This is a genomic window from Ferviditalea candida, from assembly GCF_035282765.1.
Classification (GTDB): Bacteria; Bacillota; Bacilli; order Paenibacillales; family KCTC-25726; genus Ferviditalea; species Ferviditalea candida.
The window spans coordinates 71248-88137 of record NZ_JAYJLD010000016.1 but is presented as its reverse complement, the minus strand read 5'-3'; the positions used below and the strand labels follow the sequence as shown (position 1 = coordinate 88137).

Here is a 16890-nt window from a genome sequence, read left to right as displayed (position 1 = left end):
TTCAAAGACAGTCCAAGCCACCTAACGGTGGCTCGGAACACTACAAAAGTGACATTTTCTCGGACGAGTTAAGGTGACATTTTCTCAGACGTTTGACACGGTATATCTCACAGGGTTCACCGGTTTTTCAGACTTTTTTTGAACACCTCATTCACATAAAATTCATAATTTTTAAAGCCAGTCAGATTTTAGGGAGTCCGATGCGATAGCTCCCCTTCGTTTCAATACCGCCCAAACCTTCCATCCCGCTGATCGTATGGCTGATCACATCAAAGATGTTGATCGTGTCCTTGATTGGGGTGTATGACACTTTCGCTGCGATATAAACGGGATCCAGCGCATGAATCAGGATTCGCTTCGGAGAACTTGCGAAATTGGCTCCGGCATGGAGCAGCGCCTCAAAATGCGATTGGCAGGCGCCCGCAATGACCGTCAGCGCATCCCGATTCCGCTCGTACTCGCGGGCTACTCTCACCGCACGTGCAAAATTGATTGAATTTTTATAGTTGTTCAAGCTGTGTATTTCCGGATCCGGTCGATGCTTCAGCAGTCCGTCGTGCCCGGTGATCACAACAATATCGGGTTTAACAAGCGGCAAAAGCCGATACAATGCTTCCGCCATGTCGACTTCGTTCACGAAGTGGCCTTCCGCAGGTATTCTCAATTCCCCATATACGCTCATGCTCTTTCGCAAATATGCCGGATCTCCATCGAGATGGAGCACTTTCCCGGGAAGCTCAAAATACGGCATTTTATCCCTATCGAACGGAAGCCCGTTCTCCATCTTTTCCCTTTGCGTTCGTTTGTACAGCTCCAGAAGTTTAACCGATTCTTTCGTTTTCAAAAGAGACTGTACGGTCCCCCTGTGGAGATGCAGATCTTCAATCCGCTGCAGGTCGGAAATCGGCGCGTCAGCCAATAGTCTGAACTCTACACCCTTCAGAATGGCCCTTTGTTGATCGGCATCCTGAATCCGGAATACAACGTCTCCCCTGTAGGATTTTCTGACGACAAGATCTCCTTGCATCAACACAACTGATCCCCTCCCTCAAACTATCCTATGGCTGGCATAGGCAAATGGTGATGAAAAAGGGGAAATACCGGGGCATCGTTATTGCGCTGAGTTTACTCCCTGGACAAACATTCGGCAAAATATGCGGGATCAGGATTCTGCGTTTGCGATTTCGCGCAGTCGACCGCTTAAAGCGGCAAATTCATGCATCTGCAGCGTCTCTCCGCGGCGAACGGGATCAATCCCGCATTGATCCAAAGCAGTCAGCAAAAGCTGCTTGTCCGCTTTGCCGACGAATGCTGAAAGCAGGTTGTTTAACAAGGTTTTTCGCCGCTGGGCAAAACAAGCCTGAACAACCCTGAAGAAGAAATCTTCATCCTCAATCTCAATTGGCGGCTCGTTTCGCAATTTCAAGCGAATCACCGTCGAATCGACATTCGGCTGAGGAATAAACACAGTGCGCGGCACCTGTGCCACCAGCTCCGGCTCACTGAAATACTGCACGGCCACGCTCAAGCTGCCGTAATCCTTGCTGCCGGGTTTAGCCGCCATCCGTTCGGCAACTTCCTTCTGGATCATGATAACGATATTCTCAAACGGCAGCCGCTCCTCAAGCAGCCGCATGACAATTGGGGTGGTCACGTAATAAGGCAGATTGGCCACGACGCTGATACCTTGAAGCCCGCTGAAATAATCGGCTAAAACAGCGCGGAGGTTGACCTTCAGCACATCGCCGTGAATAATTTTCACATTCGGATAAGGTCGCAGCACATCCTCCAGCACCGGGATCAATCGCTGATCGATTTCCACGGCCGCCACTTTCCCCGCCGTTTCCGCCAGCTGCTGAGTCAACGCCCCGATTCCGGGGCCAATCTCCAACGCCCCCTTGGCGCTGTCAAGTCCCGCTGCATTCACGATCTTGAGCAGGATATTGCGGTCAACAAGAAAATTTTGCCCAAGACTTTTTTTCAAGGTCAATCCGTATTTCTGAAGAAGTTCTTTCGTTCTTTTGGGGGAGCCGATCGCGCCTTGAGACAATGTGTTCATAGCAACCCCTCTTCATCCAATTTCTTCCACGCGACCATAAATTCTTCGCGGCTGATTTGAAAAATATGACATCGTTTATAGAACTGCTTTCCATTCGCATAACCGATCCTCAACAGCTTTCCCATTTTCATTCTGCGCGCAGCCGCATCGGGGTGGTTGATCAATCCGGCCGCCAATAAATCGTCCCAGCCGATTTGCGGCTCGGCATCCAAAATTTCCGTTTTCAACTGTTCCAAAGCCTTACGAATCGCTTCGGGGTCGGCATTTTCCACGCCTATATTTCTTTTGCCTAAAGCTTCTTCCCGGTTCAAAAAAGCGTGCTTGCAGCCGGGAACCCGTTCTGAAATAATTTTGCGGAGACGCTCGCCTGCGTGGTCGGGATCCGTAAAAATAATCACGCCTCTTCGTTCGCGGGCCAGCCGGATACGTTCTATAATTTCATTGTTAATGGCTGATCCGCCCGTTTCAATCGTTTCCGCCTGTACGGCATTGCGGATGGCTACGGTGTCGGATTTGCCTTCAACAACAATAATTTCCTTGATCATGAAAATAAATCCCTTCCCCTTGAAATGGCATAAATACATCTTATCACAATGCGGCTGAAAGGAAAAAATCGCCGATCCGCCAGCCATAAGGCAGGCAGAAAGACGATTCCATGAATTCACAGCATCTTAATCCGATTCCGGTTTTTTCGGTCCGATCACATATACGGTTGCGCCCCGCTTCATCCCGAAACGATCGGCATATGCCGGGCTGTCGTAATAGATATCGATCCACTTGCCTTTCACACCGCTGCCGATATCCTCAGCTCTGCGAAAGCCGATGCCGTCAATATAAACCCACCAGCCCAATGGAATCACATTCGGATCGACTGCAATCGTCCGCCCTTCCTGAACCCTCGTTCCGGTATATGTAATGCCGAACTGGGGATGGTTTTTGCTTTTGCCGGTGGACTCGACGCCCGAATCATAAGCGGTCAAAATCACATCGTTCAAAACCCGTTTGACGCTAAACTTGATACCTGTCTTGACTACATCCTGAATATTCGGCGACGAGGCTGACAGAATGGTGACCGGCTTGCGGGTGCCGACGGCAACGATTCTGTCGGAGCTCTCAGTCTTCGTAACCGCATCCAGCACAAGCACATTCTTCAGCGCCCCGTCTTCAAAGGTCTTCTCCAATGTAATGGTTTTAAGCCCCTCCCGGCCTTCCTGGAGCACCTTCTCTTTCCCCTTTAACAAACTGGGATCATTCTTGCGAACCACTTCAAAAGGGATGGTTTCTTTTTTCTGTTCGACGACTTTATTCACCCGGATGATCCGGATCGGAGCATTAGCTGCAAGCGGCGAATCGAGGGCGGGCAGCACTTTGTCATATTTGCCCAATGACAGATGCAAATCTGCGATGGCATCCGCTACGGTAGTCCCGGTCGTATACCGGATTTCCGTCTTGCCGTCGGCACTCAAGAGGACAGGGGTCGTATGATTGACCATAATCGTATCCCCGTCTTTGATTGCTCCTTGCAGCGGAATCGAAGTTCGGTCGTGTGCGCCAACGGTAATATTTCTGTCGTCCAGCAGCTTCTGCAGATTCCAGCGTTTTGTTTCCACAAGGGATTCTTGTCCGTTCACGATCAGCTGAACACGCTTAACGGCCGTACCGTACAAAAGAAACGCGAATAAAAATAAGATCAGGAAAGAAACTAAAGCCACCATCAGAACAGTGCGATAATTCTCACGTTTCCAAAGCATTGCGTAAGACATGCCGGATGATCGCTTTACATGGGTGTCCCCGATTTGGAGCGGTCCCATTCAATCGGTCCTCCTTCATAGTCTCGCCATTAAACTAAAATTTGACTGAAACTTGACGCGACTAGACAAATTGACAAACAAAAAAAGCCCGGCTTCTGAGAAACTCTTCCGCGGCTTGTTTCGTTCAAGGTGAAATGGATGCATGAAGATAGTCTCTCAGCACGCTTACGAGGTTAGCTGTCGGATTCGGACGCCGGAGTCGCCCTATCGGCCGAGAAGGCCGAATTCACCCCAAAATAATACGCCGTCTGCTCTGTGCACAATCGACGTATGGTTCCCCCGTTTCCCGAAAATCGGGAACTCAGCGATTTTGGAACTGTCCTATTCACTTTAATGTGCCGCTTTCATCACCTGAGGGTGAACTGAAACGGGCACGGGACGTCTTTATGGAAGTATCTTACGCTTTACCGCCCCCCCTGTAAAGTCCATCCGAAATGAAAATTCCCCCGGAACTGCGGAAAGTTCGTTGGATTCTGATGATTTCAATTAAGAAAAAGCTATTTATTGCATCTTTGCTTCCAATTTCTCGCCCAATCCATTTGATGCTATAATATTCCAAGTATTTTTTTGGCATTGCTTGTTGTGATTTCTTCTATTTCCGCAATTGGTAACCCTTTGATTTCCGCAGCCGTCTCCGCAATTAACCGGACATAAGCCGACTCGTTCCGCTTTCCCCGATAGGGATGGGGAGTCAAATACGGTGAATCGGTTTCCACGAGCAATCGGTCAAGCGGTACGTTGGCCAACACCGTTTTGGGCTGCTTTGCATTCTTGAACGTGACCGGTCCGCTGAAGGAGATATAAAAATTCAAGTTCAGACACTGCTTGGCAATTTCCCAACTTCCGGAAAAACTGTGCATAATGCCTCCAACCTCGTCCGCCTTCTCTTCCCTGAGAATCCGCACGACATCTTCATGAGCGTCCCGATTGTGGATAATGATCGGCATTCGCAGCTTTCTGGCCAAACGAATCTGTTCGCGGAATACTTGATGCTGAACGTCTTTCGGAGAGGTATCCCAATAATAATCCAAGCCGATCTCCCCGATGGCCAGCACCTTCTCCCTTGCACAGCTTTGTTCAATCCATCCCAGGTCCTCGGGCTTCATGTCGATGGCGTCCTGGGGGTGCCATCCGACCGCGGCATAAATAAATTCATAAGCTTCGGAAAGCTTTAAAGTCGTGGGAATGGTCTCCCGGTTAAAGCCGATATTCACTATGGCCGTTACTCCTTGAGCGAGGGCACGTTGTATCACTTCTTCCCGATCATCGTCAAAATGCGCGGCGTCGAGATGAGCATGGCTATCGATCAGCATGACTTTCTCCTTTATCGTTAATGAAATCCTGGCGCGACTTCGGAAGGGAAATACACTTCATATTGTCCTTTGTGAATCCCGCTGATGGAACGGACAATGTCCGATTTGTCGGTAATCTCGGCCAAGCGGTCCCGGTCGGAAAGCAAATAAATGGGCAATTTTTCTTCATTTCCTCCCGGTCGGTATAAATCATACGGCAGATCCGTCGGAAAATCAATTTCCAGATAGTATGCCGGATCCATGCCTACTTGAAGAATAGCCCGCTTCATATCCTCGACAAACGCCGTATCCAGCGTATCCATAGTCACATATTTGAACAGCTTGCGGTGCATGAAACGGCTGCATAAATCGGCCAGAATAGGGTCATCCTCGCGGATCCACTGCATAATTGCCATTTGCACGAACGGTTCATCCAACAGCAGATACTCCTTGACCGTAATTGTCCGTTGAAGCCATTCCCGCATAGGATATACCATAAACCGAAAATCGTAATGTTCTTCTAAGAGCGCTTTTGCTCTGAGAAAAATTTTCCTCAGGATGATTTCCGAGCTGCGGGTAACCGGATGAAAATAGACCTGCCAGTACATTTGATACCGCGCCATCAAATAATCCTCCACCGCATGCATGCCGCTGTCCTTGACGACAATCCGTCCGCCATGCGGTCTGAGAACGCGCAGGATTCGCTCCAAATCGAAGGTGCCGTAATTCACCCCGGTAAAATAAGCGTCTCTCAACAGATAATCCATTCTGTCGGCATCCAGTTGGCTCGAAATCAAGCTGACGACAATCGGTTTGGAGTAGGACTTGCCGATTACCGCAGCGACCCGTTCCGGAAATAACGGGGACACGTCCCGCAGCACCCGGTTGACCTCGGTTTCACCGAGCACGATCCGCCGGGACCATTCTTCATGGCGCATGCCGAAAACCGGTTCAATCGAATGTGAAAACGGACCGTGCCCCACATCGTGAAGCAGAGCCGCAGCCAAGCACAGCAAACTCTCTTCCTTGGGCCAATCGACATATTCGTTGCGCTCGAACTGCGAAATAATCTTTCGTGTGATCTCATATACGCCAAGCGAATGGGAGAATCTGCTGTGTTCGGCGCCATGAAAGGTATGAAAGGAAGTTCCGAGCTGGCGTATTCTGCGCAAGCGCTGAAATTCCGGGGTATTGATCAAATCCCAGATCGTTTCATTCTGCACGTAGATATATTTATGTACCGGATCTTTAAAAACTTTTTCTTCCCGCAACCGCTTCATCGGCTAACCCCCCGGCAAATATTCGGCAATTCCTGCGTTGTCGTTGGATTTTGTCGAATAGGTTTCTTTTTTACTGGAAATCCACCCCAAAAATGATCCGGCCGAAATTCATTTCTCCTTCCTCTGATTTTCCACATTTTCGTATATTTTTGGTGTTATTACAGTCATCATTATCATATTTTTTAAAACCAGTCAACTTTATTTTAAACGTGTAAATAGCACGTGATTTTAACCAGATGAATGTTATAATGTAATTAATTGTTAGTCGTCGCCATTGACTATTATGGGAATAGCTGGTATCATAAACCCTAAAAATATGTCGAATAATGACGATTTGTGATTTTATGAGAGGAGACAAACTAAAATGATGAAATCAACCGGGATTGTTAGAAAAGTAGATGAATTGGGCCGTGTCGTCATTCCCATTGAACTTCGCCGCACACTCGGGATCGGTGAAAAAGATGCTTTGGAAATATATGTGGACGGAGAGCGCATCATGCTGAAAAAGTACGAGCCCGCCTGCATTTTCTGCGGAAACGCCGAAAACGTCACATATTTCAAAGGAAAAATTGTTTGCAACGAATGTATTTCCGAAATGCCTACACCTGTGACAAAATAAAAAAAATAGTATATAATAATCATATACCGTATTGTTAATTCTAACCTTTTTATATCTCCTTGATATCCCTCGTGTCGGGTAACCCCGTTTCACGGGGGATTCCTTTACTTTTCGATCAGTTCGTTGTATATATCTCTCCTGGACATACCGCGGTCGACCGCCGCTTTCTTCATCGCCTGCTTTCGGTCACCGCCTTGTTTTTCATAGTAGGCGACATGCTCCTCAATGCTTAAACCGTTCCACCAGGACTCTTCCGATCGGTTCTCGGCAGCTTCGCCAGCGAGATGAACGACCAGGCAGTATTCCCCCCTTGGCGGATGTTCTTTGACCCACTCCAAGCATTCAGAGAGAGTGCCGCGAGCGATTTCCTCATGAATTTTCGTCAGTTCCCTGGCCATCCCGATCCTGCAATCGCCCCAAGCCTCCAGCATTTGCTCCAGTATTTTTTCCAAACGATGCGGGGATTCATAGACGATTACGGTTCCGGCAGACCTATTGAGCCGATGCAGCTTTTCGGACAGCTTCTTTTTGTCGCGGGGGAGAAATCCCGCAAACCGAAATTCTTCTGTCGGGAGGCCGGACACGATCAGCGCCGATAAAGCGGCGTTCGCCCCGGGAATCGGAATCACGGCAATCTGCTCCTCTACAGCCTGTCTGACCAGATCTTCCCCCGGATCGGAGATTGCCGGCAAACCGGCATCGCTGACCAGCGCAATCGTTTCCCCCTGCCTAAGCTTGTCCAGCAGTTCCTGGCCGCGCGCTTGCTTATTATGTTCATGATAGCTGACCAGTCTGCCGGCAATCTGAAAGTGATTCAGCAGTTTCCGCGTCTGTCTCGTATCCTCAGCGGCAATCCAATCCGCATCCTTCAACACCTGAACGGCGCGAAAGGTCATATCGTCCAAATTGCCGATCGGCGTTCCTACCAAATAGAGCTTGCCTCTCTGAATTTGCCGTTCCCGTCCGTCAGATGGGGTTTGGGCATAGCTTTTCTGTATGTTCATCCTGACCCCCGCCGTTTTCAATCAAACGGTCCTTTTGTCCATAATAAATATCCATTAATTCCTGGCAGTATTCCGTTTCGTTTCGGTACACAATAAGCGGAGGAAGCAGCCGTACCTCCGGTCGTCCGTCACGAATCGTTTCGATCAATACCATATTCGCCTCCTGTTCGGCACGCGGATGTACAAATCGGATACGTTTCGGCTCAAGGCGATAATCCCGCAGCAGCGTCAAAATTTCCGTCACCCGGGAGGGCCTGTGAACCATGGCGACTTTTCCGCCGGGCTTGACCAGTCTGGCAGCGGCAGCGATAACCTCCTCCAGCGTAGCGAAGATTTCATGCCTGGCAATGGCTACATATTCATTGACGTTTTGCTCGCCTGCGTTTACAGGCAGATACGGGGGATTAACGGTAATCGCATCGAAGCTGCCGTATCCGGTCTGTTTGTGCAAATCCCGCAAATCGCCATGGAGCATTTCCAGCTGCCGCTCCAAGCCGTTCAGCCGCACGCTGCGGACTGCCATATCATACAGCCGTTCCTGGATTTCGATACCCGAGATATGCGCTTTCGTTCGCGTCGAGAGCAGCAGCGGAATCACCCCGTTGCCCGTACACATGTCTAGAATCTTTCCCTTGGCCGGAACTGAACAGAACCTGGCCAAAAGCACTGCATCCATGGAAAAACTGAACACCTCGGGACTCTGAATGATCTTCAATTGACGTGTCAGCAAATCATCAATCCGTTCGTTTTCACGCAATTCCACTTGTGTCATCGATTTTATTCCGACTCCCATTCGCTTTTGTTGGTGATATTTACGTTACATTATACCCGGACGGACAGGAAATAAAAATTTTAATTGCGTGCAAAAATGCCGCAGGTCGAATTACCCTGCGGCCGGTTATTTATGAAGGAAAGAGAGACAAAAAAGACAGTCTCCTTCCGTTCTCAAGTGTCCGTAGTAGACATTGCATATGTGAAAACCTTCGTGATACAAACGAATCAAATTTTCGTATCCTACTCCCACTGTCTGTTGTTCCTCTTTCAAGCCCGATTCCGCAGATTCGTTCTTGAGCAGCTTTCGCAGCTGTTGATTTTCGATGCTCATTCGTTTATTTTCTTCCAGCAGGAGGATGATTTGCTTTTTTAGCGAGGCAAGATCGCCGGACATGGAACCCATGCGATCTTCCAGTTCACCGATTTGTTTGTAGATGTCTTTTTTCTCCACAATTCCACCCCAGCATATATGAGTACCGCTTATGTCAGCTTCACCACATCATCGAAAGGAAGATCCATGATCCTGCCGGATTCATAGATTTGCACCAGAACAACGCGTTCATGCACTTTGGCTCCCACAACTTTTCCGTTGCCCAAGGATGTTATCACTTCACTTCCAACGCCGGGAATCTCTTCTTTCACGCTTTCATAATTGTCATGCTCAAATTTAAGGCAGCACATCAAACGGCCGCAAAGTCCGGATATTTTCGTCGGATTTAAAGACAGGTTTTGATCCTTCGCCATCTTGATCGAGACGGGCGCAAAATCCCCCAGCCAAGACGAGCAGCAAAGCGTACGGCCGCAAGGGCCCAAGCCTCCCAATATTTTGGCTTCGTCGCGTACCCCGATCTGACGCAATTCGATCCTTGTTCTAAAAATGCTGGCAAGATCCTTTACAAGTTCCCTGAAATCGACGCGGCCTTCCGCAGTAAAATAAAAGATGACTTTATTGCGGTCAAATGTATATTCCACATCCACCAATTTCATTTCCAGCTTATGATCTGCGATCTTTTGCAAGCATATGCCGAAAGCGTCCTTGGCGGCTGCTTTATTCCTTTCCACTACCGTGGCATCCGTTTCATCCGCAATGCGGATCACTCTTTTCAGCGGAAGCACAACATCGGACTCTCCGACCGTCATTTTTCCGACGACTACTAGGCCGTACTCGATCCCGCGGGCCGTTTCCACAATAACATGATTGTCCTTCGTTACGGGAAGATCAGCCGGATCGAAATAATAGATTTTACCCGCTTTTTTGAAACGAACGCCTACCACATCGTACAATCAATCTACCTCCCTTCCAACCCGATCAAAAACTGTTCCAAAGCAAGCTGAGCATTGGCGTGAAAACGCAAACGCTTTTGACTCTCAGCCGCACGCTCCATATTCCGGATCCAGAATGCGGGATCCCTCGCAAAAGCCGTCTTGGCAATCCAATCGGCTTGATTTTTAAAGACGATGCTGTCCTTCCGGTTCCACTGAACCTGAATCATATCTTTGAACAGCAGTATGAACAGATCCATGAGCTTGTCAATATGATCGATAAGTTCCGTTTTGACGACCTTGTGATAGGCCATCATCATTGCGGACGAGAGGTCGACAAAAACCTCCTTTGCTAATTGTATCACTACGTTTAACAATTCCGCAAACCAATTTGACTGGATAAATTCCCTAGCCCCTTCCATACCCGCGGCCATGTGCACAGCCGGATAAACCAACGAAGGGGGATGTCCCTCCCCGAGCAGCTGCTTTGCCAATACTTGGGGAGCTGCGGGAGTGAATGGAACCCATTGGGCACGCGATCGAATGGTTGGCAGCAGGGCATGTCCATTCTCCGTAATGAGGACGGCAACCACTTTCGAATTCGGCTCCTCCAGAAATTTCAGCAGGCTGTTGGCCGCTTGAACCGTCATTCGCTCCGCATGAAGAATGATATAAATCTTCGTCTGCGATTGTGCGGAACGATAGGCAAATTCTCTCTGCAGTCCGCGAATTTGTTCGATTTTGACGGCGGTTCCGTCTGGCTCCAGCATATGCAGATCAGGATGATTGCCGTGTTCCAGCTTCCGGCATTCGACACATTGGTCGCAGCCTTCCGTATCGCTCCGCAAACAAAAAATTGCCTTGGCCAAAGCTAGCGCCGCTTTTTTTTTCCCCGTTCCCGGAGGACCGTGAAAAATATATGCATGGGAAACCTTTTGATTTTGCAGCGCATTCTGCAGCGTTTGAACCGCCTGAGGCTGTTCCGCCTTGATCGTTTGAAAAGACATATCCGTATCGCTCCGTAAAAATTTTATCAAAGTCCCGTTGTCTTAGGCATCGCGAGCCCTGGGAGTCTGTCCGACGGATTAATTTGCGTGAATTTTTTTCAAATGGAGTATGAAGGAATAAGGGAATGAGCACGGTGGAGTGCCATCCCTTTTCCTAAATTGAATCTTGTTTTACGATTTCAACAGCGCCGGAGGCACACCCCTTTTGCGCAGCGACCCAACTTTTTGAACACGCTCTAAAACAACAAATTAATCAGCATACCGCGGATTTCACCGATTTTGCCCAACAGCTGTATTTTGCCCTGCTCATGCTCCAGCAGCTCCTCAGCCATCTCCAGCAGCATGGAATCCAGTTCCTCCAGCAGCTTGTAACGCTTTCCTCTGCCTCTTCGATCCCAGCCCCTTGTATCCTTGATGCCGATCGCACGGCGAACCGTATTCTCGAGAAACTGTTTGACGAGCAGCTTGTAAGCCCTCAACTCCCGCACGTTCATCGCTTTGGACAAGCGCTCCCCTTGTTCGTCGATTTTCTTCAGGAAGCGTCTCAGCTGCTCTTCGTTGGCTTTTTCTTCCTGATGTGTCAGCATATCGGAAAAGCTTTTTTGCTGGACAGGGTTATGGACCAGCGAGCTGTTCCTCCACACCTCTTTTTCGAGAGGCATCCATCCCGGATTGATCTTCATTGCTTCATCACATCCTTGATTCCTGACTCAAAAATGTTCAAAACGCTCCACCGGAAGCACAAAAACCGCCGCCCCCCCGACCTGCACTTCTACAGGAAACGGAATATAGGCATCCGTCGTGCCGCCCATGGGGGATACTGGAGTGACCAGCTGGTCCCTCACCTTGCAGTTGGACTTGATGATCTGAATCACTTCGTCCACTCTGTCATCCTCGATCCCAATTAAGAAGGTGGTGTTTCCGGCTCTTAGAAACCCCCCGGTGCTGGCCAGCTTGGTCGCACGGAACCCATCCTTGATCAAAGCAGCGGACAGGCGGTTGCTGTCCTTATCCTGAACGACTGCAATCACCAATCTCATCCTGATCCCTCCTTATCATAACCCCTATAGACAACGCTCCAACAGCAGTTTCACATCGGACAGGATTGCTCCGGCCAGTACCTCTTCCGATCCGGCAGCGTCGAGCAGCCGAACACGGTGCGGCTCCGCCTGCGCGATGCGAAGAAATCCCTCTCTCACCCTGCGGTGGTATTCCAGTTCCTTCTGCTCGATCCGATCCAATTCCGGCGTCAGTTCCGCCCCGGATCTCGTCAACAATCTGTGCCTGCTTTCTTCCACAGGGATATCCAGCATATAAGTGCGGTCTGGAACCAAGCCTCCGGTCGCGAATTCATTAACCGACCGGACCACCCGCTCTTCAACGCCCAATCCGTATGCCTGGTACGCAATGCTGGCATCGACAAAGCGGTCGCAAAGCACAATTTCCCCTCTATTTAATGAAGGCGCAATAAGTTCCCGAACGTGCTGCGCTCTTGATGCCGCATAAAGCAAAACTTCAGCCTGGTCGGACATCTCCACATGATCGGGGGAGAGCAGAATCTCCCTGATTTTGTCGCTGATCATCGTGCCTCCGGGTTCCCGGGTTACCACCGCTGACCATCCCTCTTCCTGCAAAGCGAAAGCCAGCTTTTTTAACTGGGTGGTCTTTCCCGCGCCGTCCGGTCCTTCAAATGTAATAAATATTCCTTTCACTGCCGACCCCCGAAATATATTATGAATTTTCAAAATAGACCTCAATCGTTTGTAGCTTCGCATCCTTCACACCGTGAAACCGTGCTCCCGCTTCGGAAAGCTTCCGCAAATAGCGGATATGCGTTCCGTTGATCCGTTCACCGGGATACAGAACCGGTACGCCCGGAGGATAAGGGACGACCATTTCCGCGGAAACCGCGTCTTCCGCTTCCGTCAATCCGACCGTATGGAGACTAAGCGGCTGGCTGCCGTTATGCGCATCGAAGGATACAGGTGAAGAGATGACGTTTAATTGCAGATTCGTACCTATATTATTCGTTGCCTGATTTTGAAGTTCCTTCTTTTGCAATTTGTAATCGCCGGAAATCCGGTTAAAAGCCCGAAGTAGCTTTTCCGCATGGCCGTAAGTCGAGAACGGGCTGAATACTAACAGAACATGCCGCAGGTCGGCCATCTCCGCCATACATCCGCGGCGTTCCAGCTCACTCTGCAGCGAGTACCCGCTGAAGGTTCCGGTGCGGTCGGCTACAATCACTTTAAAGGGGTCCTTTATCCGTCCTGCCTGATTACCCGCTTTATCCGAAACAAGCTCAAACCAGGGCAGTCCGCTCATGCCCGCGGCAAACAAACGGACCGCTTCCAGGCCTTTTTCAATTTGTTCACGTCCGTACATGTGCATGTCTCTTCTCGCAAGATCGAGTGAAGCCATAATTGGATAAGAAGGGCTGGTTGTCTGCAGAATCGATAAAAATTTCCGGATTTCCCCGGGCTTTGCCAAGCTGCCCTGCACATGAAGCATCGAACCCATGGTCATCGAGCGAAGCATCTTATGGGTCGATTGAACGACAACGTCCGCTCCGGCGGTTAAGGCTGACGGCGGTATCTCTTCATGAAACCCCAAATGCGCGCCATGCGCCTCATCGACAAACACCGGCTTTCCGGAAGCATGGACAAGCTGTACAAGCGCTTTCAAATCACCGGCCATCCCGTAATAATTCGGACGGACAAGCAGCACCCCCTTAGCCTCCGGATAAGCGTCAAGCGCCTGTTTGAGCGCTGCCGGTTCGACACCGACGGCAAGGCCGGACCGTTCATCAATCAGCGGTGAGACGAAGACGGCTCTCGCCCGGGCCAGCATGAGCCCGTGGATGACGGATTTATGCACGTCCCGCTGTACAATCAGCAGATCCCCCGGCCCGCAATGCGCCAGGATCATCGCCAGATTGCCGGCAGTGCTTCCGTTCACGAGGAAGAACGTCCGCTCCGCTCCGAAGCATTGCGCCGCAAGCTGTTCCGCCTCCCGAATCACCCCTTCGGGTTGGTGAATGTCATCCAAACCTGCAATTTCTGTGAGATCAATGTTCAGCACATCTTTGAAAAAAGAATGCGCAGACGCGTCCAAGTCCGTCCAAATCTGCCGAGCCGCCGATTTGTGTCCGGGCACATGAAAGCTGACCGGCCGCCTCCGATGATGCTCAAGCAGCGCTTCAAACAGCGGCGCTCTCGATTGATCCATACCGATGCCCCCATCCGTTTCGCGTTTTGTACATTTATCTTACAACAAAAAAAGGAATCCTTCCAAAATCCGCGCGGAAGTCCCCCTTTTCTTGCCCATCAGGCATTTTTCTGATCCCAAATCTGCCTCATCCGATCGATGAAAAATAAATATTTCGTATCCTGAACATCCGTCTGCACCATTTCCTTTTCGCAATCGGAACATATGAACCTGAAATAGATCTTGATTCCATCCGACTTCTCCTGTTTGCAGATAATGCAGGTGGAATCTCTTTGTTCATCCATGGCTGGTTTCACCCTCGAATCTTTTACTATCATTATTGCACGAAATCTATCTTTCTAAACTTTCGCTGCTGTTACAATAATGTATGTTATTCAAGGGTTTAAGGTGTATGTACCGCTCCAGTTTTTTTGAACGGCTGGTAGATTTGACGAACAGTGTCGAGGGGTCTGCAAGACAGGTTTCTAAATACCGTCAAGCAGCCGCAATAATTCCTCCTCGTCATCAAGGATCTGCAGGCCGAGCTCCTTCGCTTTGGCCAGCTTGCTTCCGGCGTTTTCCCCGGCAATCACCATATCCGTTTTCTTGGATACGCTGCCGGTCACCTTCGCCCCGAGCCTCTCCAGCTTCTTCGCCGCCTCATCCCGGCTCATGCTGTGCAAGGTGCCGGTCAGCACTATGGTCTTGCCGGCGAACATGCTGTCGATGCTTGCCGGCTCCGCTTTTTCTTCGGCAGCCGGGCGTACCCCGGATTCCAGCATCCGTTCGATGCTCCGCCGCATCGTCTCATCCCGGAAAAACGTCACGATGCTGTCGGCAACGATTTCACCGATATCCGGCAATGCCATCAATTCTTCCTTTGAAGCCGCCATCACCTTTTCAAGACTGCCGAAATGGTCCGAAAGCACCTTCGTCGTCGTTTTGCCGGTATTGGGAATGCCGAGCGCAAACAGAAAGGAGGATAGCCCGCGGGTCTTGCTTTTGTCGATCGCTTCCAGAAGATTCGTTGCCTTTTTCTCGCCGAATCGTTCGAGCCCGATCAGATCTTCGAAAGTCAGATCATACAAATCCGCGGGATCCCTTAGGTCCAGCTCTTCATACAACTGCTCGGCCGTCATCACGCTGAACGTTTCGATATCCATCGCGTCCCGGGAAGCATAATGGGTGATCCGGGCGATCAATTGCGGCTTGCAACCCAACCGGTTGCCGCAGAACAGGTGCGCTCCCCGCTGCTCGAGTTCCGTGCCGCACGCCGGGCAAATGGTCGGAACCACGATTTCCTCGCCGTCCCGATCATCGCTTACTTTTCCGAGAATTTCAGGAATGACATCATTTGAGCGGCGAATGATGACCAGAGTGCCCAAGGCATATTTCAAATTTTTGCGTTCAATGTCGCCCATGTTGTTCAACGTGCATTTTTGCACCGTCACCCCGGCCAATTCCACAGGCTCTACGGTCGCCACCGGAGTCAGCTTGCCCGTGCGTCCCACATCCCAGGTAACGCCCTTCAGCACCGTGGTCGTTTCTTCCGCTTCAAATTTGTATGCGATCGCCCAGCGCGGAAATTTATCGGTGTACCCCAACAATTCCCTCGTTCGCATATCGGCGATTTTGACCACGGCCCCGTCGATCAAATAATCGAGATCAAACCGCATTTCCGAAATCCGTTCAATTTCCTGAGCCACTTCTTCGATCGTATCCATATACAGGATATAGGGATTCACTTTAAAGTGATTGCTCTTGAGAAAATCGACCATTTCCCGGTGATCGGCAAACTGCAGGGAGCCCGAATAGCCGACATTATATATGAAGGCATCCAGCCTCCGTTCCGCCGTCACCTTCGGGTTGAGGTTCCGCAGCGCGCCCGCAGCCGCATTGCGGGCGTTCTTCAACGGCTCCGCGGCGGTCTTGTTGTACTCCTCCAGCACGGACAAATTCATGATGCCTTCGCCTTGAACCTCCAGCACACCCTGATCGTACGGAATTTGCAAAGGGATCGAGCGGATGGTCTTGACCTGGGGCAGAATTCCCTCACCGACCACTCCGTTCCCCCTTGTCGCCGCCTGAACCAGCAGACCGTCTTCATAGGTCAAATTCAAGGTAAGTCCGTCATACTTCAGCTCCAGCACATAAGAAAGCGGCGGAAGCTCCTCCTCCGGATTGCGGGCACGATGCTCCTCAACCAGCTTCCGGACCCTTGCATGCCAGGCCATCAAATCGTCCAAGTTCTGTGCCTTGTCCAAGCTCCAAAGCCGAACCAGATGCTTGTGCTCGGTGAATCCCTTGAGCAGCTCGCCTCCCACTCTTTGCGTGGGGGATTCCGGCAGCAGAACCCCAGTTTCCTTCTCCAGCGCAACCAGTTCATCGTACAAAATGTCATAATCCGCGTCGCTGATGACCGGTTGGTCCAATGTATAGTAATAGTAGTTATGCTTGTTGATTTCCTCGATCAAGCTTTTCATGCGATCCAGTTTTTCCGATAGCTGCATGTTCACATCTCCACCTCCATGGGCAACGGATTTATTAAAGCTAAATCATTCAATGTGATATCCG

The 16890-nt window shown here is 50.2% G+C and carries 18 protein-coding genes and 1 riboswitch; of the genes, 1 reads left to right on the top strand and 17 read right to left on the bottom strand.

Annotation, left to right across the window (positions count from 1 at the left end):
- Positions 1-181: 181 nt before the first annotated feature.
- From yabG to VF724_RS12155, 6 genes are all read right to left on the bottom strand, one after another.
- The gene (gene yabG / locus VF724_RS12180) at positions 182-1030 is read right to left on the bottom strand and encodes a sporulation peptidase YabG (RefSeq protein ID WP_371754525.1); all 849 of its coding nucleotides are present in this window, start codon (positions 1028-1030) and stop codon (positions 182-184) included.
- Between the two features lie 132 nt (positions 1031-1162).
- Entirely contained in the window at positions 1163-2059 is an 897-nt protein-coding gene (rsmA, locus tag VF724_RS12175; RefSeq protein WP_371754519.1) for a 16S rRNA (adenine(1518)-N(6)/adenine(1519)-N(6))-dimethyltransferase RsmA, read from the bottom strand.
- The gene (rnmV, locus tag VF724_RS12170; protein ID WP_371754518.1) at positions 2056-2604 is read right to left on the bottom strand and encodes a ribonuclease M5; all 549 of its coding nucleotides are present in this window, start codon (positions 2602-2604) and stop codon (positions 2056-2058) included. Before rnmV ends, rsmA begins: the two co-directional genes overlap by 4 nt.
- A 126-nt stretch (positions 2605-2730) precedes the next feature.
- Positions 2731-3870, bottom strand: a complete 1140-nt coding sequence (locus VF724_RS12165) for a resuscitation-promoting factor (RefSeq protein WP_371754517.1) — start codon at positions 3868-3870, stop codon at positions 2731-2733.
- A gap of 148 nt (positions 3871-4018) precedes the next feature.
- Positions 4019-4187: riboswitch (cyclic di-AMP (ydaO/yuaA leader) on the bottom strand.
- 228 nt (positions 4188-4415) lie between these two features.
- Positions 4416-5183 carry a TatD family hydrolase gene (locus VF724_RS12160; RefSeq protein ID WP_371754516.1) on the bottom strand — a complete coding sequence of 256 codons (768 nt, stop codon included), beginning with the start codon at positions 5181-5183 and terminating at the stop codon, positions 4416-4418.
- Between the two features lie 17 nt (positions 5184-5200).
- Positions 5201-6442, bottom strand: coding sequence for an HD domain-containing protein (locus tag VF724_RS12155; RefSeq protein WP_371754515.1), 1242 nt, complete (start codon positions 6440-6442; stop codon positions 5201-5203).
- 364 nt (positions 6443-6806) lie between these two features.
- Here VF724_RS12155 and VF724_RS12150 point away from each other — a divergent pair, with 364 nt between their 5' ends.
- A complete protein-coding gene (locus VF724_RS12150; RefSeq protein ID WP_371754514.1) occupies positions 6807-7061 on the top strand; it encodes an AbrB/MazE/SpoVT family DNA-binding domain-containing protein in 255 nt (84 codons plus the stop codon).
- Positions 7062-7165: 104 nt separating this feature from the next.
- On the opposite strand, the gene rsmI is transcribed toward VF724_RS12150, so the two are convergent.
- The 11 genes from rsmI to ligA all read right to left on the bottom strand — a co-directional run bounded on the left by rsmI (position 7166) and on the right by ligA (position 16826).
- Positions 7166-8065: a 16S rRNA (cytidine(1402)-2'-O)-methyltransferase gene (gene rsmI, locus VF724_RS12145; protein WP_371754513.1), complete on the bottom strand. Its 900-nt coding sequence runs from the start codon at positions 8063-8065 to the stop codon at positions 7166-7168.
- Positions 8028-8837 carry a tRNA1(Val) (adenine(37)-N6)-methyltransferase gene (locus VF724_RS12140; RefSeq protein ID WP_371754512.1) on the bottom strand — a complete coding sequence of 270 codons (810 nt, stop codon included), beginning with the start codon at positions 8835-8837 and terminating at the stop codon, positions 8028-8030. Before VF724_RS12140 ends, rsmI begins: the two co-directional genes overlap by 38 nt.
- Before the next feature lie 126 nt (positions 8838-8963).
- Positions 8964-9290 (bottom strand): initiation-control protein YabA, encoded by a 327-nt coding sequence (locus tag VF724_RS12135; protein ID WP_371754511.1) that lies wholly within the window; start codon positions 9288-9290, stop codon positions 8964-8966.
- A gap of 29 nt (positions 9291-9319) precedes the next feature.
- Positions 9320-10123, bottom strand: a complete 804-nt coding sequence (locus VF724_RS12130) for a PSP1 domain-containing protein (protein WP_371754510.1) — start codon at positions 10121-10123, stop codon at positions 9320-9322.
- Between the two features lie 5 nt (positions 10124-10128).
- Positions 10129-11109, bottom strand: a complete 981-nt coding sequence (gene holB / locus VF724_RS12125; RefSeq protein WP_371754509.1) for a DNA polymerase III subunit delta' — start codon at positions 11107-11109, stop codon at positions 10129-10131.
- Between the two features lie 236 nt (positions 11110-11345).
- A complete protein-coding gene (locus VF724_RS12120; protein ID WP_371754508.1) occupies positions 11346-11792 on the bottom strand; it encodes a YaaR family protein in 447 nt (148 codons plus the stop codon).
- A gap of 27 nt (positions 11793-11819) precedes the next feature.
- Entirely contained in the window at positions 11820-12149 is a 330-nt protein-coding gene (darA, locus tag VF724_RS12115; protein ID WP_371754507.1) for a cyclic di-AMP receptor DarA, read from the bottom strand.
- 24 nt (positions 12150-12173) lie between these two features.
- A complete protein-coding gene (gene tmk / locus VF724_RS12110) occupies positions 12174-12821 on the bottom strand; it encodes a dTMP kinase (RefSeq protein WP_371754506.1) in 648 nt (215 codons plus the stop codon).
- Between the two features lie 19 nt (positions 12822-12840).
- On the bottom strand, positions 12841-14337 hold the full coding sequence (locus VF724_RS12105; RefSeq protein ID WP_371754505.1) for an aminotransferase class I/II-fold pyridoxal phosphate-dependent enzyme: 1497 nt from the start codon (positions 14335-14337) through the stop codon (positions 12841-12843).
- 98 nt (positions 14338-14435) lie between these two features.
- The gene (locus tag VF724_RS12100; protein ID WP_371754504.1) at positions 14436-14621 is read right to left on the bottom strand and encodes a sigma factor G inhibitor Gin; all 186 of its coding nucleotides are present in this window, start codon (positions 14619-14621) and stop codon (positions 14436-14438) included.
- Positions 14622-14801: 180 nt separating this feature from the next.
- The gene (gene ligA / locus VF724_RS12095; protein WP_371754524.1) at positions 14802-16826 is read right to left on the bottom strand and encodes an NAD-dependent DNA ligase LigA; all 2025 of its coding nucleotides are present in this window, start codon (positions 16824-16826) and stop codon (positions 14802-14804) included.
- Between the last annotated feature and the right edge of the window lie 64 nt (positions 16827-16890).

Coding starts and splice junctions, on each gene's coding strand:
- rsmA (WP_371754519.1), bottom strand. CDS start 2,059: ATGAACACATTGTCTCAAGGCGCGATCGGCTCCCCCAAAAGAACGAAA.
- rnmV (WP_371754518.1), bottom strand. CDS start 2,604: ATGATCAAGGAAATTATTGTTGTTGAAGGCAAATCCGACACCGTAGCC.
- VF724_RS12165 (WP_371754517.1), bottom strand. CDS start 3,870: ATGGGACCGCTCCAAATCGGGGACACCCATGTAAAGCGATCATCCGGC.
- VF724_RS12160 (WP_371754516.1), bottom strand. CDS start 5,183: ATGCTGATCGATAGCCATGCTCATCTCGACGCCGCGCATTTTGACGAT.
- VF724_RS12155 (WP_371754515.1), bottom strand. CDS start 6,442: ATGAAGCGGTTGCGGGAAGAAAAAGTTTTTAAAGATCCGGTACATAAA.
- VF724_RS12150 (WP_371754514.1), top strand. CDS start 6,807: ATGATGAAATCAACCGGGATTGTTAGAAAAGTAGATGAATTGGGCCGT.
- rsmI (WP_371754513.1), bottom strand. CDS start 8,065: ATGAACATACAGAAAAGCTATGCCCAAACCCCATCTGACGGACGGGAA.
- VF724_RS12140 (WP_371754512.1), bottom strand. CDS start 8,837: ATGACACAAGTGGAATTGCGTGAAAACGAACGGATTGATGATTTGCTG.
- holB (WP_371754509.1), bottom strand. CDS start 11,109: ATGTCTTTTCAAACGATCAAGGCGGAACAGCCTCAGGCGGTTCAAACG.
- VF724_RS12120 (WP_371754508.1), bottom strand. CDS start 11,792: ATGAAGATCAATCCGGGATGGATGCCTCTCGAAAAAGAGGTGTGGAGG.
- darA (WP_371754507.1), bottom strand. CDS start 12,149: ATGAGATTGGTGATTGCAGTCGTTCAGGATAAGGACAGCAACCGCCTG.
- VF724_RS12105 (WP_371754505.1), bottom strand. CDS start 14,337: ATGGATCAATCGAGAGCGCCGCTGTTTGAAGCGCTGCTTGAGCATCAT.
- VF724_RS12100 (WP_371754504.1), bottom strand. CDS start 14,621: ATGGATGAACAAAGAGATTCCACCTGCATTATCTGCAAACAGGAGAAG.
- ligA (WP_371754524.1), bottom strand. CDS start 16,826: ATGCAGCTATCGGAAAAACTGGATCGCATGAAAAGCTTGATCGAGGAA.